The sequence below is a fragment of the Armatimonadota bacterium genome, assembly GCA_018268395.1.
In the GTDB taxonomy this organism is placed as follows: Bacteria; Armatimonadota; Fimbriimonadia; order Fimbriimonadales; family Fimbriimonadaceae; genus JAEURO01.
Map to the genome: position 1 here is coordinate 336,870 of JAFDWQ010000005.1, position 19,667 is coordinate 356,536.

The following is a 19,667-nucleotide window of genomic DNA, read 5'->3' on the forward strand; positions in this document are numbered from 1 at the left end:
GCTGCTCGTGTATAACGAGTGCCCCTTGGAGTCGGGCGAATATTGGACTGCCTTACACACCCGGCGTCTCGTCTTCTGCGACATACCCGTCCTCGCTCTGGACTGTTCCCGCAATTCGGCACGGGACATAGAGGCCGTAGCAATCTTTGGCGTTGCCCTTGCCGACCATAGCGTCAATAGGAGCGGCCTCGTTGTGATAGTATGCACCCATCAGATGTTAGAGCTGGCTCCACCTGCTGTTCGTGCGACCACCGGATCTTGGAGCAATGATCGCACCGACATATGGGAATCCCGAAAGATGTTGACTTGGGACTGGGTCGGTGAGACTTTTCCGTCGCTGGCCCACGCATTGTCTGACAGAGTCCTGCTGAAATGGAATGTCGCCTGCACCGCCTCGGGGGCAAATCTTGGAAAAAGGTCGATGACAAAGAACCCCAGCCGGGGAGGCGGGCTGGTCTTAGAGGCTCTCCTCCAGGCAAGCCTCGTGTTAAAGCCCCAAGGCCGATCTATTGGGAGATTAACCGACCTTTCGTCGAGCTTGCTCGGATTGGCACTCCCAGGGCCTGAACGGGTATCGTCGTAGCCGATGCAGGGCTTCAAATACGTCGTTGACATCGCGATGTGCATTGACTCCACGGGGAGCATGAAGGACTTGCTGGACGTCGTCAAGACGAACGCGATGAGGTTCCAGTCAGACGTCGAAAGTGCTCTGAAGTCCAAGGGAAAGCAAGTCGATGCCCTCCGAGTCAAGGTCATCGCCTTTCGAGACTTTTTTGTCGACAGCGCCAGGGCGATTGAGGAATCACCGTTCTTCGTCCTTCCAGAGGAAGGCACCCAGTTCAGTTCGTTTGTCAGCGCACTAAAGGCGACAGGCGGCGGCGGAAACGGGGGCGAGTCGGGACTCGAGGCTCTGACCCTGGCGATTAGATCCAAGTGGTCGAACGATGGCGACCGTCGACGTCACATTGTTGTGCTCTGGACAGACGACGCGGCCCACAAGCTTGAAAAAGGGGCGAGAGAGAGGCCCCAGGCTTATCCGCGGGACATGCCAGCCAACCTTGAAGCCCTTACCGACCTGTGGGAGGGACAGGGTAACATGTCAAGGTCTGCGAAGCGGCTCATTTTGTTCGCTCCGGATGCATACCCTTGGAGCGACCTCGCGAAGGATTGGGAGCTGTGCCTGCAATACAAATCTCAAGCGGGCACAGGGATCGACGGACATGACTACTCAAGCATCGTCGACGTCATCGCCAACAGCGTCTAGCGCTCCACGCAGCCACCCTGCGCGCGACCTTTCGCTGATTCCCCACTTGGCTCCGGATTGCCAAGGCACACCCAGAGGTGAGGTAAGCTCTGTGTCCGGTCGGCGGGGCCGACGGGCGTGGGAGCACTGGTATGCAGGGCATAAAATACACCGTTGATCTTGTAATGTGCATCGATTGCACAGGAAGCATGGGACATGTGATGGAATTAGTAAAACAACATGCTCTCAAGTTTCATGACGACGTGCGGCGCGAATGCGAGGCCAAAGGCAAGTTCATCGATACCATGCGAGCTCGGATTATTGCCTTCCGCGATTTCTACGCCGACGGCAGCGACTCACTGGTTGTCTCAGACTTCTTCACACTGCCTGATCAATCCTCGGAATTTTCCGCCTTTGTCAGTGGCCTGAACCCTTCTGGAGGAGGAGATCTGCCGGAATCCGGGCTAGAGGCTCTGGCTATTGCTATCCAGTCTCCTTGGAACACCGTTGGAGATCGAAAAAGGCAGGTAATAGTCATGTTTACTGACGACGCCGCGCACCCCCTTGAGAAAGATGCCGGATCGAAACCAGCAGTCTATCCGCCTGACATGCCGAAGAACTTCTCTGCTCTAACAGACTTGTATGACGGACAGGCCAGCCCGATGCTCTCCAGCGCCAAACGACTCATCATTTACGCTCCAGACGCGACTCCGTGGACAGAAATAATGTCCCATTGGGACAATGTCGCTCACCTGGCTTCCCAAGCTGGGAAAGGACTTGAAGAACACGATTACAACCAGATTGTTGATATGATCGTGGGCAGCATCTAGTCATGGAGGCCCCGCCATTTGGCATATCGTACGACGTCTTGGATACTGCCTGTTCCATATGTCCGAATCAAGGCTAATTCCAAATCCGTTACAGCTCACCTTCAATGATCCCGTCCGAGAGGATAATGGTGAGGACGCCGACCCGGTGGTTTTCACCTTTGGTTCTGCAGGTGCAATGGGCGTGTTTGACGGACTTGGTGGGGCTGGTGCAGCAACATACGCTGTAGGTGAACAGATTCGAAGTGGAGCGTATGTCGCCTCCAGAGAGTCCGCTCAGACTTTCGAGCAGGTATCACGTTGGATACTTCGAGCCCTCGCTGGGAATGTCGGCGCCTCTTTTCTCGACGACATCGATGGATATCAAAAGTGTTTCTGGAAATGGCAATTTTCCAGGAGACTGACCGACGAAGCTCAAAGACTTGTCCCCCAAAGGGATGAAGCGACCCAGGGAAAGTTGCAGTCGCGGATGATCCGGACTCTACCTACGACGATCGCAGCAATGTTTTACGGGCAAGACGGGAATGCAGTTGATATTGGTTGTCTTTGGGCAGGTGACTCGCGTTGCTACTTATTCACCCCAGACAACGGACTGCAACAACTAACCGACGATGACCAAAAGCATCCGACAGACGCCTTACGTTCTTTGGTTGAAGATACAGTAATGTCCAACTGTCTTAATGCCGACGGTGATTTTCAATTGAACTGGAAACACATATTGAGACTGGAGTCGCCTTTAATACTTGTGGCCGCTACAGACGGATGTTTCCAATATTTACTCAGCCCTGCACACCTCGAACATGTGTTGCTCGTCAGCTTGCAAAATGCAAAGGACATGGAATCTTGGCGCGATGAGATTCGCGGGCTTATTGCTAAAGACCGAGGTGACGATGCATCAATGGCAATAGTGGGGCTTGGATGGAAGGACTTTTCCGCCGTAAGAACATCCTTTGCGAGTAGGCTCGACCTCGTGAAGTCTAAGTTCATTGACCCTGTCGATCAGGCCCGTCAAAACGAGAACTCGACCGACCAGGAGCAAGCGGACTTTCAGGAAGTTCGTCTAAAGACCTGGGATGAATACAAGCTTGGCTACAACAAGTATCTGCGTGATGTCGAGATTGGAGTTCCGAGATGAGCGAGACAGTTGGAGCTTATGAGATAGTATCCAAGTTTGACACTGCTGGTGGTGGTCAATGTCAGTGGGCCTTTGCGAGGAAGGACGGCAGAGATTTCTTTATCAAGAGGTTTTTGGCGCCAAAGTATCCGACCGAGGATAGTCACGGGAGTAAGAAGACTAGGGAGGGCAAGAGGGCGCGATGTGAGGCGTTTGAGAGACACCACCGAAACCTTATGTCGCTTCTTTCAGATGCTTCTGGGGCAGGTTCTAACTTGATCGTTGCAACAGACTTTTTTCGAGATGGAAGTATCTACTACAAGGTAACGGAAAAGGTAGATGTGGATTCGTTGACCATTGAGGACATTTCTCGACTTCCACTTGAAGAACGGTTGACGATTATGATTTCAGTCGCAAGTTCCGTTGGCCGTCTTCACAGCAAAGGAATTGTTCACGGCGATTTGAAGCCTGATAACATCTTGATTCAGCGCGACATGTCCGGAAAGTTTGTGGGGAGGTTGATCGACTTTGACAATAGCTTCGTGGCCGGTAGCCCGCCGAAGAACCCCGAGGAGGTAGTAGGTGACTTGGCGTTTTATTCGCCTGAGCTCGCCGCGTACATCCAGGGCGTGAAGGGAGTATCGGGGACGAATGTCACGACTGCCTCAGATGTGTTTGCACTTGGGCTCGTTTTCACCCGGTATGCAGCGGGGACGTTTCCCGCCTGGGACAAGCGGTATCCATATGCCTTTCAGGCCGTCTCAGATGGATCCACTGTTCTAGTACCGGACGCGGTGCCGAGCCAATTGAGGCCGCTTTTCGAGGGCATGCTCTCCAGCGATCCGTCGATTCGACCGAGAATACAGACCGTGTTTGACGATCTTAAGAAGGTTCGGAGCGGGCGGACACTAGGCGACCCCGCAGCCGCAGCAATGAGGCCAAGCGGGGTTACTGGCAAGCTGACGCTAAAGGCAAAGTCCGAGAGCGTGGAGCCGAGCACTGAAGGTCCAGCGGCCCTCGTGAGGCCACACTTGAAGCTTTCCAAGAACCTAGAGTCTAAACCGACCGTAGGTTCAGTCACGCCGGAGCCGGCCGTGGAGACAAAACCCACGCTACGAATTAGGTTTGGCAAGAAGCCAGGGTCTTCTTAGGGCCACTGTGCCGAGCCCTCTGCCATTTAAGTTGAAATCGCGGTGCCCGTCACTTCCGAAGGAATCTTGCTGTAGCTCGTGTGGCCAATAGGATAAGTTGGATCGCTAGGTTGAACAGCCGGAGCCAGAAGTCCGCGAGCTCTCTTTTCCAGGCCTCACTCAGCAGAGGCCAGAAAACGAACGAGAGGAACGCCAACCCGACTATTAGTGTTAGAGCTCGGTCGAGAAAGTAAGACAAAACACGACCTAGGGTGCTCCAGGTGATTTGAAACGCTGGAGGGACTACGAGAATCAGGATTAGCCCGATCAACAGCCAAGTGGCCACCCGAAGGTTCACGCTCGTGACGCCGGGGCTCAGCTTTGTGGAACCGCAAGTCGTACAGACCTTTGCGTCGAGCGGGCTCTCATGACCTTCGCTGCAGGCTCTCACGCCCAGCGTCGCTCTACAATTGCCGCACCACTTCGTTTCCTGCGGCCAGACTCGCTTGCACTTCGAGCAAAGGATCATGACCAGACCTCCGGGACGGCTACACCCGACTCACAGAACGTGAGGCATCTGAACCGTTCGTCTGCCTGTGCAAGAGCCGCAAAATGCCGCTTTCTGCGCTCGCTCGTCGTGAAGGTCAAGACCCGCAGTTTGGACGCGTTGTAGGCCCGTTCAAAGGCGCCGCAGAGTTCGTAGTTTCGGTAGGCGAGGAGCTTTCGCGAGAACTTAGTCGACGAAGAATGACCCAGATCGACTTCTATCAAAGTCGGGTGTCCTTCTATGACCGCCATGCCGTCCGGTCGCACTTCGTATGTCTTGCCATGGAAGGCAAACGAGTGCCAGAGCTGAGCCTCGAAACGCCAGGCTTCACCTCCTTTTGCGAGAACAGAAATCCGAACCTCTGTCACCGAGAGGGCGTGGAGCAGAAACCGGGGCGAAGCAGGACGGTTTGTCAACAACTGCGCTATCCGTGCACCGACAATTTCCGCTGCCTCGATTGTTGCCGAATAGAGTCTCTGTCCGTGGAACGGTGTCAAGAGTGGTCGAACGAGGCCGCTTTTGGAGAGCCTGCTCATCGTCCGGTTGCATCGAGAGACCGATTTGAAGTATCCGAGCTTCACTAGCTGATCTCGGCTCAGGACATGACTTAGGGCGACGTCTCGAAGCAAGCGAACGTCACGTTCTGTGATCCTCACAGCCAGTCCCCCAGATCAATGTCGGGCCCATCCCCTTTTTTCGGTTCGGGGGGCGCAGGCTTAGTTGTTTGGTCGGGAGAGCGTGCAAGCACCTTTGCACGAAACCGCTTGATGGCGCGGTCGGAAGCCCTCTTTCCAGGAGCGTCAAATTGAACGAGAGCCGACTCACCGTCGCGGGTCTGGACGAACGCCTGGCCCACGCCGAGCTGCCGAACGTCGTCCAGCGTCCTTTCCCCTCCAAGCTCCCGCGTGACGACTTGCGCATCTTCAAAACCCACCTGGAACAGGATTTGGAGGCCGACGTTGTTGCGAACGACCGAACGAAGCTTGCTTGGGAGTTGAGCTAGGGTCTGGTGCGAGAGCACGAGGGACAGCTTGAACCTCCGCCCTTCAGCGATGAGGCCCTCAAAGCTCTCAGAAGCCATGTTCTCGAATTCGTCGACGTAGAGCCGAACCGGATTTCTATTCCTCTCAGGCACGTCGACACGGGCCAGCATTTCGCGAGCGATCGCTGAGACCACGAGACTCCCGAACATTCGGGCCGAACGCTGAAGCTCGTCTACTGCAAGAGAAATCAGAACAATCTGGCCGGGTTTGCCGAGGACTTCTTCGAGATTGATTGGCTCACAGTCTCCGAGGATGCGGCGAAGGTTTGGCACCGCAAGAAGCGAGGTGACTTTGTTGAGGACAGGCAGTGCCCAAGCGTGTTGCTTTTCCTTGCTGAATTCGTTGAACCGAGCCCAGAAGTCAGTCAGGTCGTCATCGGAGACGCTTTTCAGGCATTGATCCCGGAAGGTCGGGTCGAAAAAGACGTCGTGCAACCTCGGAAGCGGTACTCCTGAGCTTGCCATCAGAAGCAGTACCGAACGGAGCGTCTCTTCGAGCTGGACGCCCCAACTAGGCGATTCGCTCGCCAGTACGTCGAGAACGTGAAGAGCCCGGATGAACGGCTCGCCCGCACCGGACAGTGGGTTGAAGCCGAACATTCTCCCCTTTTCCCTGAGATCGAGAAGTGTGACGCGGGCCGGATCGATGTCCCTTTTCTCGCACAGCCCGAGCACGCCTGCCACAAGGTCGCCACGAAGATCGACGACGACCAGCGAGTGCTCGGCCTGAATGTCCTGGTCGATGAGCCGCAGGATGAGGCTCGTCTTGCCGCAGCCCGTGCTACCGAGAATGTAGCAATGCCGAGCAAAGTCCGAGGCCGTAAAATCCAGCCGTTCGCCAGTTTCGCAGTCAGTGGCAAGAGCCGTGTCAAGCACAGGCTTGTTCGTGCAACGTTTGCCAGATGCCAACTGGGAAAGCCAGACCACAGGCCGTTCGATGAGGTCGAGTAAGTGTTCCATCGTAAACTGATGTGAACTTTGGGGAACGGAGATGGGGCGCACAACCGGCATAACGGTTTCTTTAGGGCAGGCTAAAGCCAAGCCCTTTGGCATCGTCTTGCGCGATGCGATCAAAGAAGAGTTCGGAACCAACCTGGAGTTCGCCCGCGCCGCGGGCAAGACCCAAGGACGAATCTCTCAGGTCATCAATGGCCCCGAGTTCCCGGATGCCAACACCCTTTCCTGGGTCTTGGAGACGTTTGTTTCTTTCAAACTCAGGGAACGCATTCGTGAAGCGTGGGTTCGCGACTTCGCCGCTCCCCGGCTCGACAGCGATTGGCTAGACGGAGGCGACGCGGTGTTATCGCGCATTAATGAGTTGGCCGAACAGGATCCTCGGCTCGCCCTGCGCTTCGCCGAGCAGCTTCGCACGAGGCTTGACGATCCAGAGGCCTGGCAGCAAGCTACCGAGCGGGTAGTGCACTTGAGGCTTCGCTTAGCTAGTCCAGGAACTGCCGCCGTTGTCATCAGCGAAATGGAGCGCCAGGCCACGGTGCGCGATGATCCACTGGATCTCCTGACCAGCCTTTGGATGCGGGGCAACGTGCTCAGGAACCTGGAAAACGTGCCTGCCGACACCCTCCTCAAGACTCACCAGAAGGCCGTGCAGTTTGCAGACGCGTTTACGCCGAGCGATCGAAGCGGCCGGGAAAGATGGCTCAACCGCAAGGCTCAAATGGACAGGGATTTTGCCCTTCACATGCTTTCGTTCCATGAGAGGAAGCCACTCAGTGAACACGACTTGCAACTGGCACTTCGAGCCGTCGAGGACTCGATCAGGGACGGAGACGACCCAGCTTTCTACTACATGGGGATGGAAGTGAGGGCCAGAGTCGAACTCGCGATCGGCTGGGTCGTGAAGGCCGAAGACAGCATCGACGAAATCCGTGCCCAGGGACTAAAACACGGAACCGAGGTCATCGAGAAGACAGAGCTCACGCGGGCAAAAATCCTCATCGCAAGAAACGAAAAAGAACGAGCTCTCGAGCGGCTCGTCAAGATTTCCGCGTACTGTCTTGAAAGAACGAACTTGCACCATTACCGCACTGCCGACCAGCTCATCCTCCGCCTCGTGGGAAGTGTATAGTTCCCGCCCTCCCGCCCTGTCTGTCGGTCGGTTTCTGGTCGGTTTGTTCGGAACAGATGTAGCACAAGACCCCGCACAAGCCTGTGCGGGGTCGGTGAACCTGGTTCGAGTTCGGATCCAAACCTGACTTTCTCGATTGAGATTTTGTGTCTCATTCTAGACTTAACTCCAGCCAGGCCCGTGCTGTGGACAACTCAACGTCGTTCGCTGTTCTTTATATTTACTGTCTATTATTGTTGCTGCTCGAATTCTGATACGGCGTTTCCTATCTTCCTGTAGCGCCGGCGAGGCGTCGTGTGGATAAGTCGCTTCTCCGACAGTGCTTGCACAGCCTTCCAGACGGTCTCGCTACTCCGGCCCGTCCACTTCATCAACTTGCGGTAGGGCAGGACGACGGTGGCGTCAGGCTTGTTCCATCCCGCTGTTTGGCGAAGTAGAATCAGGAGCAGGCGCAATTCCGTGTCGGTCAGAGTTGGGAGCAGGGTTTGGATCAGATAGTTGGGAACCTTCGTCCAGTGCGCTTGAGACCTCGGAAGATTCAGTTTGAGCCTTGGCATAGTAGAACTCTTTAGGTGGTGAATAGTTGTTCCTGACGGCGTCCATGATGAACGCCTCGGGGCGCTTGGCCTTGCGATAGGGCAAATACTCGAGCTGTTTCTCGATCTGGTCATACGGGTAGCCGATCAGGAGTTCTTGGACTCCCTTGTGACTGACACCGAGCTTGAGCAAGTGGTATGCGATTTGTGTCGCCCGGTCGTGACCGGACAAGAGCTCTTCATCCGTCATTGGTTTTCTGCTAGAAATGAAAGGATTCTGAAAGACTGGGCTTCGAGCCCTCCGAAGAAGGCATAGTCCACCTCTCCGTGGGGACGGACACCGATCTGGAACCGGGTGAGTAACTCGACGAGGCCGTCGCCATCGATGATCTGGAGCTTGAGCGGGTTATAGCGATCCTTGTTGCGGCGGGCCAGAGGCGAAACGTGCTTCGTGGCAACGAGGAGGCCCATGTCGGCGTTTCGACGGATCACAGTCCCAGCGAGCTCATCGAGCATCCGTTGGCGCACCGAGTCACGCACGACCTTGACAACCACCTTCGCAGGAACCGTCCCCACATCCATCTGGCAGAGCAGTTCGTGCCCGCCATAACGCGATTTTTGACGGCTTTCCCTGCGGTCTAGGATCTGAACGTCCCCGAACCCGGCACGAGAGAGCACCTTGGACGTGACCATGAGCAGCGAGTGAAGCGAACAGTTCTGTAGCGCACATTTGATCTGGTTCTCATTCATAGGACTCCTTTCTCCCCGTAGCCTCGGGGATAGCGTGACGTCACCCAGGTTCCTGGCACGACGTCCGCATAGTTAGATTTGAGTGCTCCAAACTCATCACAGGCGTTTTCGGGGAGACAGCCCCGGCACCCAACTAGACCGCAGGTAAAGCGGGTCAAAAAGCGGCCCGACTCTGCGCATAAATCCCTTGGATCGATCCGGAAGCCTAGCTCCCGTTCGATCGCCTCCGTTAATCGAGCGACCATCCTGAACGAGGGATTGACCTCGCCGTGGATGACCCTAGACACCGAGGAGATACTGACTCCAGCATCGAGGGCGAGCTTTGACGTGCCCCTGAACGCAAACCGGTCTGAATGCGCCATCACATCGGTGAACCGATTGATGACCGGCCCGAAAGCCTGGAATGGTGGTGGGTGTTTCATAGAAACATTGGATCACACCGAACATAGACCGAACAAGAACTCAACCATCGATGCAATCGTTGCACGCTCGTGCTGCAACTTTTCATGTCGGATTTAGGAGCGTTTAATTCTCGCATGATGCTCCCAGAAGCAAAAACCCGGGGCGGCGTTGCAACTGGGACTTGGGACCAGCGCGGGGTCCCGCTACATTCTCAGCAGGACGATGATCACTTCTCATCGGGGCAACTTGCGTTTGCCAGGCCCATGCCGACCCAAGATGGTGTAGAAAGAGTCCGTTCGATCTGCCACCGCAAACTTGGCCGAAGCCTGTCCGACGAGGAGGCCTATGAAGTTCTGAACCGGATCATTGGGGTCGTCTATTACATTCATCTTGCTCACCTTCGATGCCCAAGTACGCGATCTACACCAGGAAGTCCAACGACGACAAAAAGCTGACCGAGAAATCAACGGGCGAGCAGCTCAATGAGTGTCGTCAGATCGCCTTGCGCGAAGGTTTGACGGTGACTTGGGAGTGTGAAGAGAGTCGTTCAGCAAGGACGCCAGGGCGACGGCTCAAATACACGGAGCTCGTCCGCCTGATCGAACGTGGTCGAATAGACGGCGTCCTGTGCTGGCATGTCAACCGATTGGTGAGGAATATGGAAGAGGGCGGCAGGCTCGTCCAGTTCCTCGTCGACGGCCGGATCAAGGAGATACGAACACCACACGCGACGTACAAATCGGGAGAGAACATTCTTGCGGTCGTTATTGAAGCTGCCAGCGCGACTCAGTTCAGCATCGATCTGAAGAACACCGTCAAGCGGTCGATGGACGGGAACTTTCGTGCTGGCGGGTGCAACTATAAGGCTCCCCAAGGCTATCGGAACGTCCGGGATCCGATCAATTTTGAGCGCGGTCGCATCGAAGTCGACCCCGAGCGGTTTCGCCTCATTAGAAAGGCTTGGGAGGAGTTGCTCACGGGCACGGCGACTTTGCGTCAAATCACCCGTCACCTTTCAGAGTGGGGCTATTCGATTCGGGCGACGCTCAACCGACCTGAGAGGCCCGTTTCGTACTTGGCCGTCACCGAGATGTTCCGCAATCCATTCTACGCGGGCTTTGTCAAGCAGAACGGAGAGCTTGTGCGTGGGAGGCACGAGCCAATGGTTTCCGTCGCCGAGTTCCAGCTGGCGCAGCAGATCCTTGGCCCCAACAAGACTGCACGGCGCGTCCACGAACACGCCTTTGCCGGGCTCCTCAAATGCGCCTATTGCGGACAGACCGTGACCGCAGAGATCAAGAAGTTGCGAACGGGAGTTTGGGAGGGTTACCACTGCTCCAACACCTATGGCAAGTGCACTAAACGGGGACTCAGTTCTACAGAGCTGGAGCAACAAATTGGCGGGCAGCTCTCCAGCCTCAGGATCGATTCCGACATTCTAGAGGTGGCTGTCGAAACAATTCGATCGGCAGTTCGCGAGCAACGTACCAACCTCGCGGTGCAGACGTCGCAACAGGAGCAGGCGCTAGCCCGGGTCGAAGAGCGGTTGCGCAAGTTGACCGACATGTGGCTGTCAGGTCTATTGACTGACGAAGAACGGTACAGGGGGCTTGAGTCACAGCTCTCCGCGGAGCGTCTTGAGATACAAATGGCAATGAACGGCAAGGTCGTGAACGAAGGCATGATGACTCAGAATCTCGATGCTTCAGTCAGGCTCATCCGGCTAGCTGGGAACTGGCTTGGGAACTCCGACGCCGCACTCAAGAAGCAGGTCGCTCACGAATGCGGCCGCCTTCTCTTCTTTGGAGTCGAGAAGCGGGTGGAACTGGAGGTAAGGCCGCTACTCAAAGACATCGTGTCATTTATTGAGGATCAGCGGGGCTCGTTCGAACCGCCAGAAATGGGCTCGCAGAGCAACAAAAAAGCCGCTTTACAGCGGCAGGTTTGCTTTGGTGGACCTAAACATAGCGGAGTCGAAGTGCCACAGAGCCTGCTAGACCTGTTGGCGAGCGATCGCATTGAACTGCCAAGCTTCGAGACATCCATTGGAATCCCTTAGGACTTGCGGTAGGCCGCATGACCATTCGGAAACGGAAGGAAGTTTTTCCCAACTCCTTCTCATGGAAAACCCGGGCTACATGCCTCCCTCGTACAAACCTCGCGCGCAAAGCACCGAAAAAATCGCCAAGTACCAGGCAAACTTCCTTAAGCGGGTGGGGCGTAAGTTCACGTAGCAGCAGGCCCGCCAGCACCCCTTGCATTTGGATCGAATCCTGTCCCTGCTCGCCGCCGAGGACTTCAGTTCGTTGCACGAATGGCTGGATGTTTCAAAGCAACTCACCGCTCAACGTCAAGCGGGTGCACCGGTTGCAGAAGGAAGGGCGCCTCGACCCCCTCAAGGGCTGCCAGAAATAGAGGACGGGTCAAGCCTTGCCGCTGTCGGCCGGATCCCCCAATGAGGTCTCGTCCTCGACTTCTGCTTCGGCTCCGTCCTCAACGGCACGAGGCTCAAGGTGCTGGGCGTCGTCGACGCGCACACCCGCGAGTGCCTGGCCTTGAAGGCCGCGAAGAGCTTCAAGTCGCTGCGTGTACAGGCCGTGCCGGCCTCGCGCTTCGAGCAGCGCGGGGCGCCGCAGAACCTGAGGAGCGACAACGGCAGCGAATTCTTCGCCCGTTCGCTCGCCGTGTTCCTGTTGCAGTCCGGCACTCAGAGCCGGTTCATCAAGCCCGGCTCGCCTTGGCAGAACGGCCACGCCGAGAGCTTCGACTCGCGACTTCGTGCGGAACTGCTGGACGTCGAGGTCTTCCACAACCTGGCAGTGCCAAGCTGTCTTTGTTCCGGCGGTTCTACAACGATCAGCGGCCCCACTCCTCGCTCGGCTACATGAACCCGGCGCAGGCCGTGCTATCCTGCAGGCAGGGATCCTCTTAGGACGATTTCATGAATGGGGGCAGACAATCTGCCAGCAGGAAGCACTTACACAACGGCTATCTCCTCGGGAGCTAAACGGCGCATTCTCGATGTTGGCTCAGATGTCTGTCCGTCGACCCTAGGCCCTAAGACCAGATAACATCATCAACAGCGTGAAGCAAAGGAGGGATGCCCATTAAGCCAGAGACGACATCCAATCAAGTCACTACCACGACTCTTCGATCTGTCCAAGTGAACATTCTCGACCCTAAAGAAGCCGTAGATGCAGTCAACGAGTGCTCGAAGCACGTTTCAGTTTATTTTACTGCATTTCTCGCCTTCACTGCATACATGGTGCTAACGATCGCATCGACGACAGACTACATGCTTCTTGTCGGCCGAGACTTGAACTTGCCTATCGTTAACATCTCCTTGCCCCTGAAATGGTTCTACGCCGTAATGCCACCCATATTCTTGGGGTTGCACCTCAATCTTCTCCTTCACGTCGGTTGCCTGCGAGATCAGATTGATGTTTTTGAGTCGATGGGAGAACCTGCAGAACGTACGTTACGCAGGAAGTTACTATGGCCATTTGCCTTAACGTATGCTTTCTTCCCCGAAACCTTGATTTGGTATCGTGTTGTTGAACTGCTGACTGTGCGAATAATGCCAGTTGTGGCACTTCTTTTCATTCAGCTCCGATTCTTGCCATATCACGATACAACTATTACATCATTGCACCGAATCTGTGTACTTGTTGACTTCGCAATAGTGCTCATCTTTTATCGTATGGTCAACCGCACCAGGATATCGCGATATTTGAAGGTGCTCCAGGCCAGCGCAACTTTGTACGTTAGTGTATTCCTTTTCGTAGTACCTGGTGATCTACTTGATAGCCTGCCGTTTAGTGCAGCATGGTTGGAGTCCAACGTTTGGCCTGGAGTTCCTCTGCAAACCCACCCTATTCATCGTAATCTCCTATTGATGGATCAGAATATTGGTAAGGACGATGTCATTCGGAACATCAGTACGATGCCCCCGGAGGAGCGAATGGGGCCTTTGGATCCATTCAAAATTCCTTCCACGTCATTCAGCGGTCGCGATCTAAGGGGCGCACGCTTCATAAGCTGCACCTTTGTACGTCCACAGTTCTTCAGTGCCGACCTTGCAGGCGCTAGATTCCTAATGTGCGATTTGCTAGGCGGTAGTTTTGAGATGGCACGCTTGGCTGATGCGCATCTGGTCGGTTGCTCACTGCGCTCGACAAACTTCCGTGGGGCCGATTTCGAGGGTGCCGTGGTTGAAAAGTCGGATTGCAGTAGCGCGGTTTTCACATACGCAGATCTTTCGTCCGCGAGTCTTAGAGATGTGTTACTGCGTAAGGCACGATTGGGACTAGCAAAATTTGAATCACGGGGACATATTCTGATACTGAGGGACACTGAATGGTCTAGCGCTGACTTTTTTCTGCGAGGGGGCACCAAGGACTTGGATGCGATTCAATGGTTAGTAAAACATTATCCTGCAGATGGGTGACCTTGATTGGCGTAAGAATATTGACGTTCCCATTGGTGAAGACCCATTGATAGGAGTACTGCCTGCAGGAAAGTTCGGTCTGTGCGAGGCCGAGTGATCGAGTCTCGCGGTGTCGCCACCGGGGTCTGGTTAGTTCAGGCCACGGCCGAGGGAAATGCAGACCTGAGCGGACAGGGCGCCGGCGACCATATCGCAGGCTGGTTCTGGTGGACGGAATGGCTCACAGAGTGCTGGGTGAATCCACACGGACAGTACGCCCCCGACCACTCTTCTGGCACGCGCTGACGCTCCTCGGTTGTGCCCTGAGTTCGCTCGGTGTCTCGTACGCCGTGCACCGGACCTACGAGGGGAGTGGTGTGTTCCCGACCTCAACCTCGATCGTGACGCTCTTCACGGTGTTTGAGCCCCGTTCCGTGCATGATGCGTCTGGGATGGTCTCGGACGCACCTACGTGTGACTCGTGGCCCTCATCTGCAACATACTGCTGCTCTTTGCCGCATCTCAGCTGATGGTCGATGTTGGATCCCCGGCTTGATTTCGCCAGACTGCGAGCCAGTATTCAGTTGTCTACCGTATTTTATCTTCAAGGAGCCTGAAACGCCTGGCTGACAGCGCGTGATGAGGCACAGCAATGGACAAGTTGGACGCGACCTTCTGAAAGCAGCCCCACACTATGTGGGGCTGGTGAAAGGCTCAAGTACATCGAAAACATAGGCCAAGGGGATCGTCTAGTGAGGCGGATCCAAAGGGCCTTTCGGCAAGGGATCGAATCATCCTGTCCACCGTCCGATTGCACCGAGAGAAGGTCGGAAGCTTCCCCGGAGCGCGTCGAGACACCGCTAGATCAGTCTTTGGATCCCATTGATACCTCCAGAGTCGAGCGGCGCGGAATGGCTCGTTCCTTAGATCGTCGCCCAAGTGCGCACGAATGCCACCAGAAAAGACAATTACTCGCGGCGCCCCCCATCGCAAAGGAACCACCGCTGCTCGTTGGTGAGCTTCGTTGTGCACACCGCAAACAAGGATTTCCGCGTTAAGGATTCGGCGCTCAGCCTCTCTCTCGATGTCGTCGAGCACTGCTCTGCTCCAAGGGCCGGGCCCGAAGGCTGCTTCCACACAGGAGAGCTTGCCGTGCAAGAGCCGGACGTTGCCATACAGCCACAAGCCGCCGGCATCGTAGAAGCTTGGCTCGTCTTCGTATCGAGTGCACCTACGTGCAGGAATGTCAGAAGTTGCGCCAGATGATGGCGCTTTGTTTAGGTTGGTAAGGGGCATGATCGAGACCTCTCGACCCGCCGCGGCACAAGGGGCCGGGCGTGTCCTCACCATGGAAAGTCACCTCTTGTATCGGTGAAAGAAATGATCCATCGATGCAACTCTGCGTCCGTTCCTTGCACAGATGACCCATTTCTTGTGACCGGCATCGATTGGAGTGACAGTGGCCTCAGCCCAGGGCCATCGGGCTCTGGGCAACTGAGGTTTATCCCATGCACATTCAAAAAAAACGGGGCCTCGCGCGACTGTGTGAGGTCTCTTCGTGAACGAGAAAGTCTACGAACAGGTCACGGCCCAGATCACAAACGCACTCCTCCGAGGAGTCGTCCCATGGCGCAAACCGTGGGCCGGCGGTGATGCAATGCCGACAAACGCAAGAAGCAAGAAGCAGTACCGAGGGGTGAACGTGTTCCTACTTGCGCTCAGTCCCTTCACCGATCACCGATGGGTCACCTTCCAGCAAGCACAGGAGTTGGGAGGCAACGTCAAACGGGGCGAGCGGTCTTGCCCGGTCGTCTTTTGGAAACCCTGGCACGTCGAAGGCGTCGACCAGGAAGCCGGTGAGGTCGTGAAATGGAACGTTCCACTTCTCAAGCAGTACCACGTCTTCAACGTGGAGCAGTGCGAGAAACTAGACATCCCTCCGCTGATGCGCCACGGCAGGTTAAATAAACGGATCGAGCGGGCTGAGCAACTGTTCCGAAGCGTCCCTGATCCTCCCCGGTTCCAAGAACAAGGGACGTCGGCCTGGTATCGACCGACCGAGGATCTCGTCCAAGTGCCACCGATCGCGTCGTTCGAATCGGCAGACTCCTACTACGCCACAGTCTTCCATGAGCTAGGACATGCCACGGGTCACGAGCGGAGACTGAACCGAGCCTCAGTCACTGGCGAGATTCAGTTCGGATCTGCCTGCTACAGCCGCGAAGAACTCACAGCGGAGCTCTGCTCAGCGTTCCTTTGCGCGGCCATCGGACTCGACAATTCACTCATTGAAAACTCGGCGAGCTACGTCCAGTCTTGGCTCTCAGCCCTTCGAAGCGACAAGCGAGCCATTGTGTTCGCTGCCGCACGGGCACAGAAAGCCGCCGACTATCTCTTGGGAGTCACCTTTGACGACCAACCCATCTAGGCGCGTCCAGCGCCTCCCAGCCCCACAGCACATGCTTGGGGCCTTTTTTATTTGTGTCGGACTCGCCGAAACAAGAGAAGTCCACGACCGTTTGGAAGCGCGGATTTCAACTTGACCGTGGGGCGCTTTACTTCTTGCGCAGATATACGTGCGTCTGCAGTGGATCGGCCTCATAGTCGGTGATGACACCGAAGCGTTGGCCGTTCCTGGCAACATGTCCAGAGTGGAAGCCGTAGGGCTTTCCGAAGATCGGGTGGTTCCCCTCAAGTCTGTGTCAGTTCCTGGATTGGCACGCCGATGCTTGGCAAGAGCATCTTTGATTGAGGTCTTGTCTAGGGCCTCTTTTGCGTCGTCCCAAATTACGATTTTGCCAGTGTTTACTCGCATTGTGATTTTCCTTGGCCGCTTTTTCGGAGTGGCCAGCCCGATCCTATCGCCGTGCTAAGACAATGTCGCCCGAAGGAGCTCAAGTATTAAGCCGAGGCTAAATCGAGACTCCGAATGTTGTCGCGCGCGTTTCTCCTTCATCGCCGCGACGATAAGAGCCAGCTGGCAAGAAACAGCCCGATCAGCGCCAGGAGCACGGTGACGTGACCCAGGATCGCCGTCCGCCACTCCCGCCGATCGATCTGGCCGGCGCACCACTTGCAGACGACCCGCATGCCGTAGCTGGTCTGAACGTGGCTCACGCTCGTCTTCGGATACCTACGTCGAAGCCACTCTCCGGTCTTGACCCGTCGACGGAGGTGCCGTCCGTCTTCGATCTTCCGCCCACAGCGGTAGCAGTTCGCCATTTGCCAAGTACGCCCCCAAAGCGGTCGTTCCGCAAAACCCACCCGTTTGATGCAAGCGCTTGACACTCGGGAACCAAGTGTCGTATCGTGCCGTTTGGTATCATACGAGAACAAACGACATGACTACATCCGGATGGCTCACGCCCGAAGAGGCTGCCAATTACCTGAGCATTGGGCGAACCAAGCTGTACGAGCTGGCACAGCTTGGGAAGATTCCAGCCCAACGGATCGACAAGCAATGGAGGTTCAAAGCTGAAGACCTGGATCGGTGGCTTTCGGTTTCAAAATCGATCGACGGGTATTTCCAAACGATCCCGGCAAACATCCTCGACAACGAGCTGCTTCGCGAACCGCAGCGCGAAGCCTATGCCAAGCTGTATGACTTCTTTAAGTCGGGTGGCAAGGACGCTCTGATTCAGCTCCCCGTGGGTTGCGGCAAGTCAGGTTTGGCGTGTATCGCACCGTTCGGCATCGCCGAGGGAAGGGTGCTGGTCATTACGCCGAACCTCACGATCCGTGACGAGATGAAGAACAATCTCGACATCACAAACCTGAAGTGCTTTCTCAAGCGCTCGAACGTGTTGTCGAAAGTGGACATGCTTTCCGGGCCCTTCGTGACGACGCTCGACACGGGAAACACGAGCGTGACGGATGAATCTCACTTCGTCGTCACCAACGTGCAGCAACTCGCAACAAACACGGACAAGTGGCTCACAAAATTCACATCCGACTATTTCGACATGATCATCGTCGACGAGGCACACCATAGCGCCGCGTCGAGCTGGCAGAAGGTGAACGACCACTTTCCGAAAGCCAAGGTTATCAACCTTACGGCGACGCCGTTCCGCAGCGACGCTAAGGAAATCGGTGGTGATCGGATCTATCGGTATCCGTTCCGCAGTGCGATGGCTAGGGGTTACATCAAGAGCCTCACCGTGGTCTACGTTTCTCCGCAGGAGATCGAGCTCACATTCAAGGGCGAGAGTGAGGCAACGACGCTCACGCTAGACGAAGTCCTGAAGCTAAAGGAGGAGGAATGGTTCAGCCGTGGCATTGCCATGTCGGACAAATGCAACGAGTCGATCGTGGACAACAGTCTGGAGAAAGTCGAGTTCCTTCGAAACGGGTCTAGCATCAAGCACCAGATCATCGCCGTTGCAATGTCTATTCCGCACGCGGAGAAGATCCGGCTGCTCTATGAGGAGCGAAACTACGACGTAGCTGTCATCCACAGCAAGATGAGCGAAGAGGATCAAGCCACCGTCCTCAAACGCCTTCGCAGCAATGAACTCGACGCCATTATCAACGTGCAGAAGCTGGGCGAGGGCTTTGACCACCCTCAGCTTAGTGTTGCCGCCGTCTTCCGACCTTACCGCTCTCTAAGCCCCTACCTTCAGTTCGTGGGCCGTATTATGCGCGTGAACGTCCAGAACAAGCCGCGCGATCCGGACAACTATGGATTCATAGTGACCCACGCTGGGATGAACCTCGACCGACTTCTAGACGACTTCAAGCAATTCGAAAAGGACGACGAGGAGTTCTGGGCGAAGATTAGCGCGGGATTGGAGCCGGACGAGCCGCCGCTTCCTCGGGGGGAAGGTGGCGGACGCCAAAACATCAAAGCGCCGCTCGTCGTCCATGGTGAAATCGTCAATACGCTCTTTGAAGAGGAGTTCATTGACGACGAAGAGGAACGTCTCCAGCAACTCCGAGAACAGCTCGAAGCCCTTGGCTTTGATCCCGGCAAAGCTACGGAGATAGTCCGCACGGAAAGGAAGGAGCGCTACGAAGTGGTTCCCGCGGCGTCCCCGCTCGTCGTTCAACCTCAGAAAGAGCTGGAGAGGCTGCGCAAACAGCTAGACATTGAGATTCGGGCCAAGGCAAAGGTGGTCGTCGTGAACAGCGGATTGAAGATTATTGGTCGAGACATTCCCGCCAAACTCATTCCGGACATCGCCGCCGTGAACAATTTGATCGCCGTGATCGTGATGATGAGCCAGGCCGTCAAGCAGAAAGTAAACGACCGGCCACGTGCCGAGTGGAGTCGCGACGACTTTGCACGGGCAATTGAGCTGGTTCCTGGAATCGCGCAAGATACCGTGAGGCGAATCTTGGCGGCCAAGGGAGCTAAAGATGCCTAAAGGACGGCCGCCCTCGATGCTGAGCATGGGCAATGGCCCTTTGAAGTTCGTCACCTCGGTCAACGCGACCAATTGCAAGAGGTGCAAAGGACGCATTCTCGGGAAGACGTTGTGTGCTGAGCTTCCAGTATTCCAAAATGGATTCCCCATACCAAAGCGTGTCTGCCTCTCCTGTGCTGCTGCTATCGTCAACACGACGCA

General features: G+C 55.8%; 16 protein-coding genes. 10 read left to right on the forward strand and 6 right to left on the reverse strand.

Translation table 11 applies throughout. The features are described from left to right. The first annotated feature begins 586 nt into the window (after positions 1–586). The 4 genes from JST30_11275 (at position 587) to JST30_11290 (ending at position 4,335) form a co-directional block, all read left to right on the forward strand. A complete protein-coding gene (locus JST30_11275; protein MBS1714904.1) occupies positions 587–1,264 on the forward strand; it encodes a VWA domain-containing protein in 678 nt (225 codons plus the stop codon). A gap of 131 nt (positions 1,265–1,395) precedes the next feature. Then, on the forward strand, positions 1,396–2,073 hold the full coding sequence (locus JST30_11280) for a VWA domain-containing protein (protein MBS1714905.1): 678 nt from the start codon (positions 1,396–1,398) through the stop codon (positions 2,071–2,073). Positions 2,074–2,131: 58 nt separating this feature from the next. Next, entirely contained in the window at positions 2,132–3,205 is a 1,074-nt protein-coding gene (locus JST30_11285; protein ID MBS1714906.1) for a protein phosphatase 2C domain-containing protein, read from the forward strand. Further along, positions 3,202–4,335, forward strand: coding sequence for a protein kinase (locus JST30_11290; GenBank protein ID MBS1714907.1), 1,134 nt, complete (start codon positions 3,202–3,204; stop codon positions 4,333–4,335). The genes JST30_11285 and JST30_11290 overlap by 4 nt, the downstream gene beginning before the upstream one ends. 504 nt (positions 4,336–4,839) lie before the next feature. Here JST30_11290 and JST30_11295 read toward each other — a convergent pair. Both JST30_11295 and JST30_11300 read right to left on the reverse strand, forming a co-directional pair. After that, a complete protein-coding gene (locus tag JST30_11295) occupies positions 4,840–5,517 on the reverse strand; it encodes a replication-relaxation family protein (GenBank protein MBS1714908.1) in 678 nt (225 codons plus the stop codon). Continuing rightward, entirely contained in the window at positions 5,514–6,914 is a 1,401-nt protein-coding gene (locus JST30_11300) for an ATP-binding protein (GenBank protein ID MBS1714909.1), read from the reverse strand. Before JST30_11300 ends, JST30_11295 begins: the two co-directional genes overlap by 4 nt. Between JST30_11300 and JST30_11305 the strand changes: the two genes are divergently transcribed. Further along, positions 6,895–7,989: a hypothetical protein gene (locus JST30_11305; GenBank protein MBS1714910.1), complete on the forward strand. Its 1,095-nt coding sequence runs from the start codon at positions 6,895–6,897 to the stop codon at positions 7,987–7,989. The genes JST30_11300 and JST30_11305 overlap by 20 nt on opposite strands. Positions 7,990–8,391: 402 nt before the next feature. Here the strand turns inward: JST30_11305 and JST30_11310 are convergent, their stop codons facing one another. From JST30_11310 to JST30_11320, 3 genes are read right to left on the reverse strand one after another with little or no spacing between them, the layout of a single operon-like run. Continuing rightward, positions 8,392–8,775 (reverse strand): hypothetical protein, encoded by a 384-nt coding sequence (locus JST30_11310; protein MBS1714911.1) that lies wholly within the window; start codon positions 8,773–8,775, stop codon positions 8,392–8,394. Then, positions 8,772–9,275 carry a restriction endonuclease gene (locus JST30_11315; GenBank protein MBS1714912.1) on the reverse strand — a complete coding sequence of 168 codons (504 nt, stop codon included), beginning with the start codon at positions 9,273–9,275 and terminating at the stop codon, positions 8,772–8,774. The genes JST30_11310 and JST30_11315 overlap by 4 nt, the downstream gene beginning before the upstream one ends. Then, entirely contained in the window at positions 9,272–9,697 is a 426-nt protein-coding gene (locus JST30_11320; protein ID MBS1714913.1) for a helix-turn-helix domain-containing protein, read from the reverse strand. Before JST30_11320 ends, JST30_11315 begins: the two co-directional genes overlap by 4 nt. Before the next feature lie 383 nt (positions 9,698–10,080). Here JST30_11320 and JST30_11325 point away from each other — a divergent pair, with 383 nt between their 5' ends. From JST30_11325 to JST30_11340, 4 genes are all read left to right on the forward strand, one after another. After that, entirely contained in the window at positions 10,081–11,736 is a 1,656-nt protein-coding gene (locus JST30_11325; GenBank protein MBS1714914.1) for a recombinase family protein, read from the forward strand. A 454-nt stretch (positions 11,737–12,190) separates the two neighbouring features. After that, positions 12,191–12,565, forward strand: a complete 375-nt coding sequence (locus JST30_11330; GenBank protein ID MBS1714915.1) for a transposase family protein — start codon at positions 12,191–12,193, stop codon at positions 12,563–12,565. Positions 12,566–12,840: 275 nt separating this feature from the next. Next, positions 12,841–14,124, forward strand: coding sequence for a pentapeptide repeat-containing protein (locus JST30_11335; protein ID MBS1714916.1), 1,284 nt, complete (start codon positions 12,841–12,843; stop codon positions 14,122–14,124). A gap of 1,537 nt (positions 14,125–15,661) precedes the next feature. Continuing rightward, positions 15,662–16,531 carry a DUF1738 domain-containing protein gene (locus JST30_11340; GenBank protein ID MBS1714917.1) on the forward strand — a complete coding sequence of 290 codons (870 nt, stop codon included), beginning with the start codon at positions 15,662–15,664 and terminating at the stop codon, positions 16,529–16,531. A gap of 524 nt (positions 16,532–17,055) precedes the next feature. Here the strand turns inward: JST30_11340 and JST30_11345 are convergent. Then, a complete protein-coding gene (locus tag JST30_11345) occupies positions 17,056–17,325 on the reverse strand; it encodes a hypothetical protein (GenBank protein ID MBS1714918.1) in 270 nt (89 codons plus the stop codon). Positions 17,326–17,444: 119 nt separating this feature from the next. Between JST30_11345 and JST30_11350 the strand changes: the two genes are divergently transcribed. Continuing rightward, on the forward strand, positions 17,445–19,466 hold the full coding sequence (locus tag JST30_11350; GenBank protein MBS1714919.1) for a DEAD/DEAH box helicase family protein: 2,022 nt from the start codon (positions 17,445–17,447) through the stop codon (positions 19,464–19,466). The last annotated feature ends 201 nt before the right edge of the window (positions 19,467–19,667 follow it).

Bases quoted from the DNA above. Each gene is read 5' to 3' on its own strand.
- JST30_11280 (MBS1714905.1), top strand. From the start codon at position 1,396: ATGCAGGGCATAAAATACACCGTTGATCTTGTAATGTGCATCGATTGC.
- JST30_11325 (MBS1714914.1), top strand. From the start codon at position 10,081: ATGCCCAAGTACGCGATCTACACCAGGAAGTCCAACGACGACAAAAAG.
- JST30_11305 (MBS1714910.1), top strand. From the start codon at position 6,895: ATGGGGCGCACAACCGGCATAACGGTTTCTTTAGGGCAGGCTAAAGCC.
- JST30_11290 (MBS1714907.1), top strand. From the start codon at position 3,202: ATGAGCGAGACAGTTGGAGCTTATGAGATAGTATCCAAGTTTGACACT.
- JST30_11300 (MBS1714909.1), bottom strand. From the start codon at position 6,914: ATGCCGGTTGTGCGCCCCATCTCCGTTCCCCAAAGTTCACATCAGTTT.
- JST30_11320 (MBS1714913.1), bottom strand. From the start codon at position 9,697: ATGAAACACCCACCACCATTCCAGGCTTTCGGGCCGGTCATCAATCGG.
- JST30_11350 (MBS1714919.1), top strand. From the start codon at position 17,445: ATGACTACATCCGGATGGCTCACGCCCGAAGAGGCTGCCAATTACCTG.
- JST30_11310 (MBS1714911.1), bottom strand. From the start codon at position 8,775: ATGACGGATGAAGAGCTCTTGTCCGGTCACGACCGGGCGACACAAATC.
- JST30_11285 (MBS1714906.1), top strand. From the start codon at position 2,132: ATGTCCGAATCAAGGCTAATTCCAAATCCGTTACAGCTCACCTTCAAT.
- JST30_11275 (MBS1714904.1), top strand. From the start codon at position 587: ATGCAGGGCTTCAAATACGTCGTTGACATCGCGATGTGCATTGACTCC.
- JST30_11315 (MBS1714912.1), bottom strand. From the start codon at position 9,275: ATGAATGAGAACCAGATCAAATGTGCGCTACAGAACTGTTCGCTTCAC.
- JST30_11345 (MBS1714918.1), bottom strand. From the start codon at position 17,325: ATGGCGAACTGCTACCGCTGTGGGCGGAAGATCGAAGACGGACGGCAC.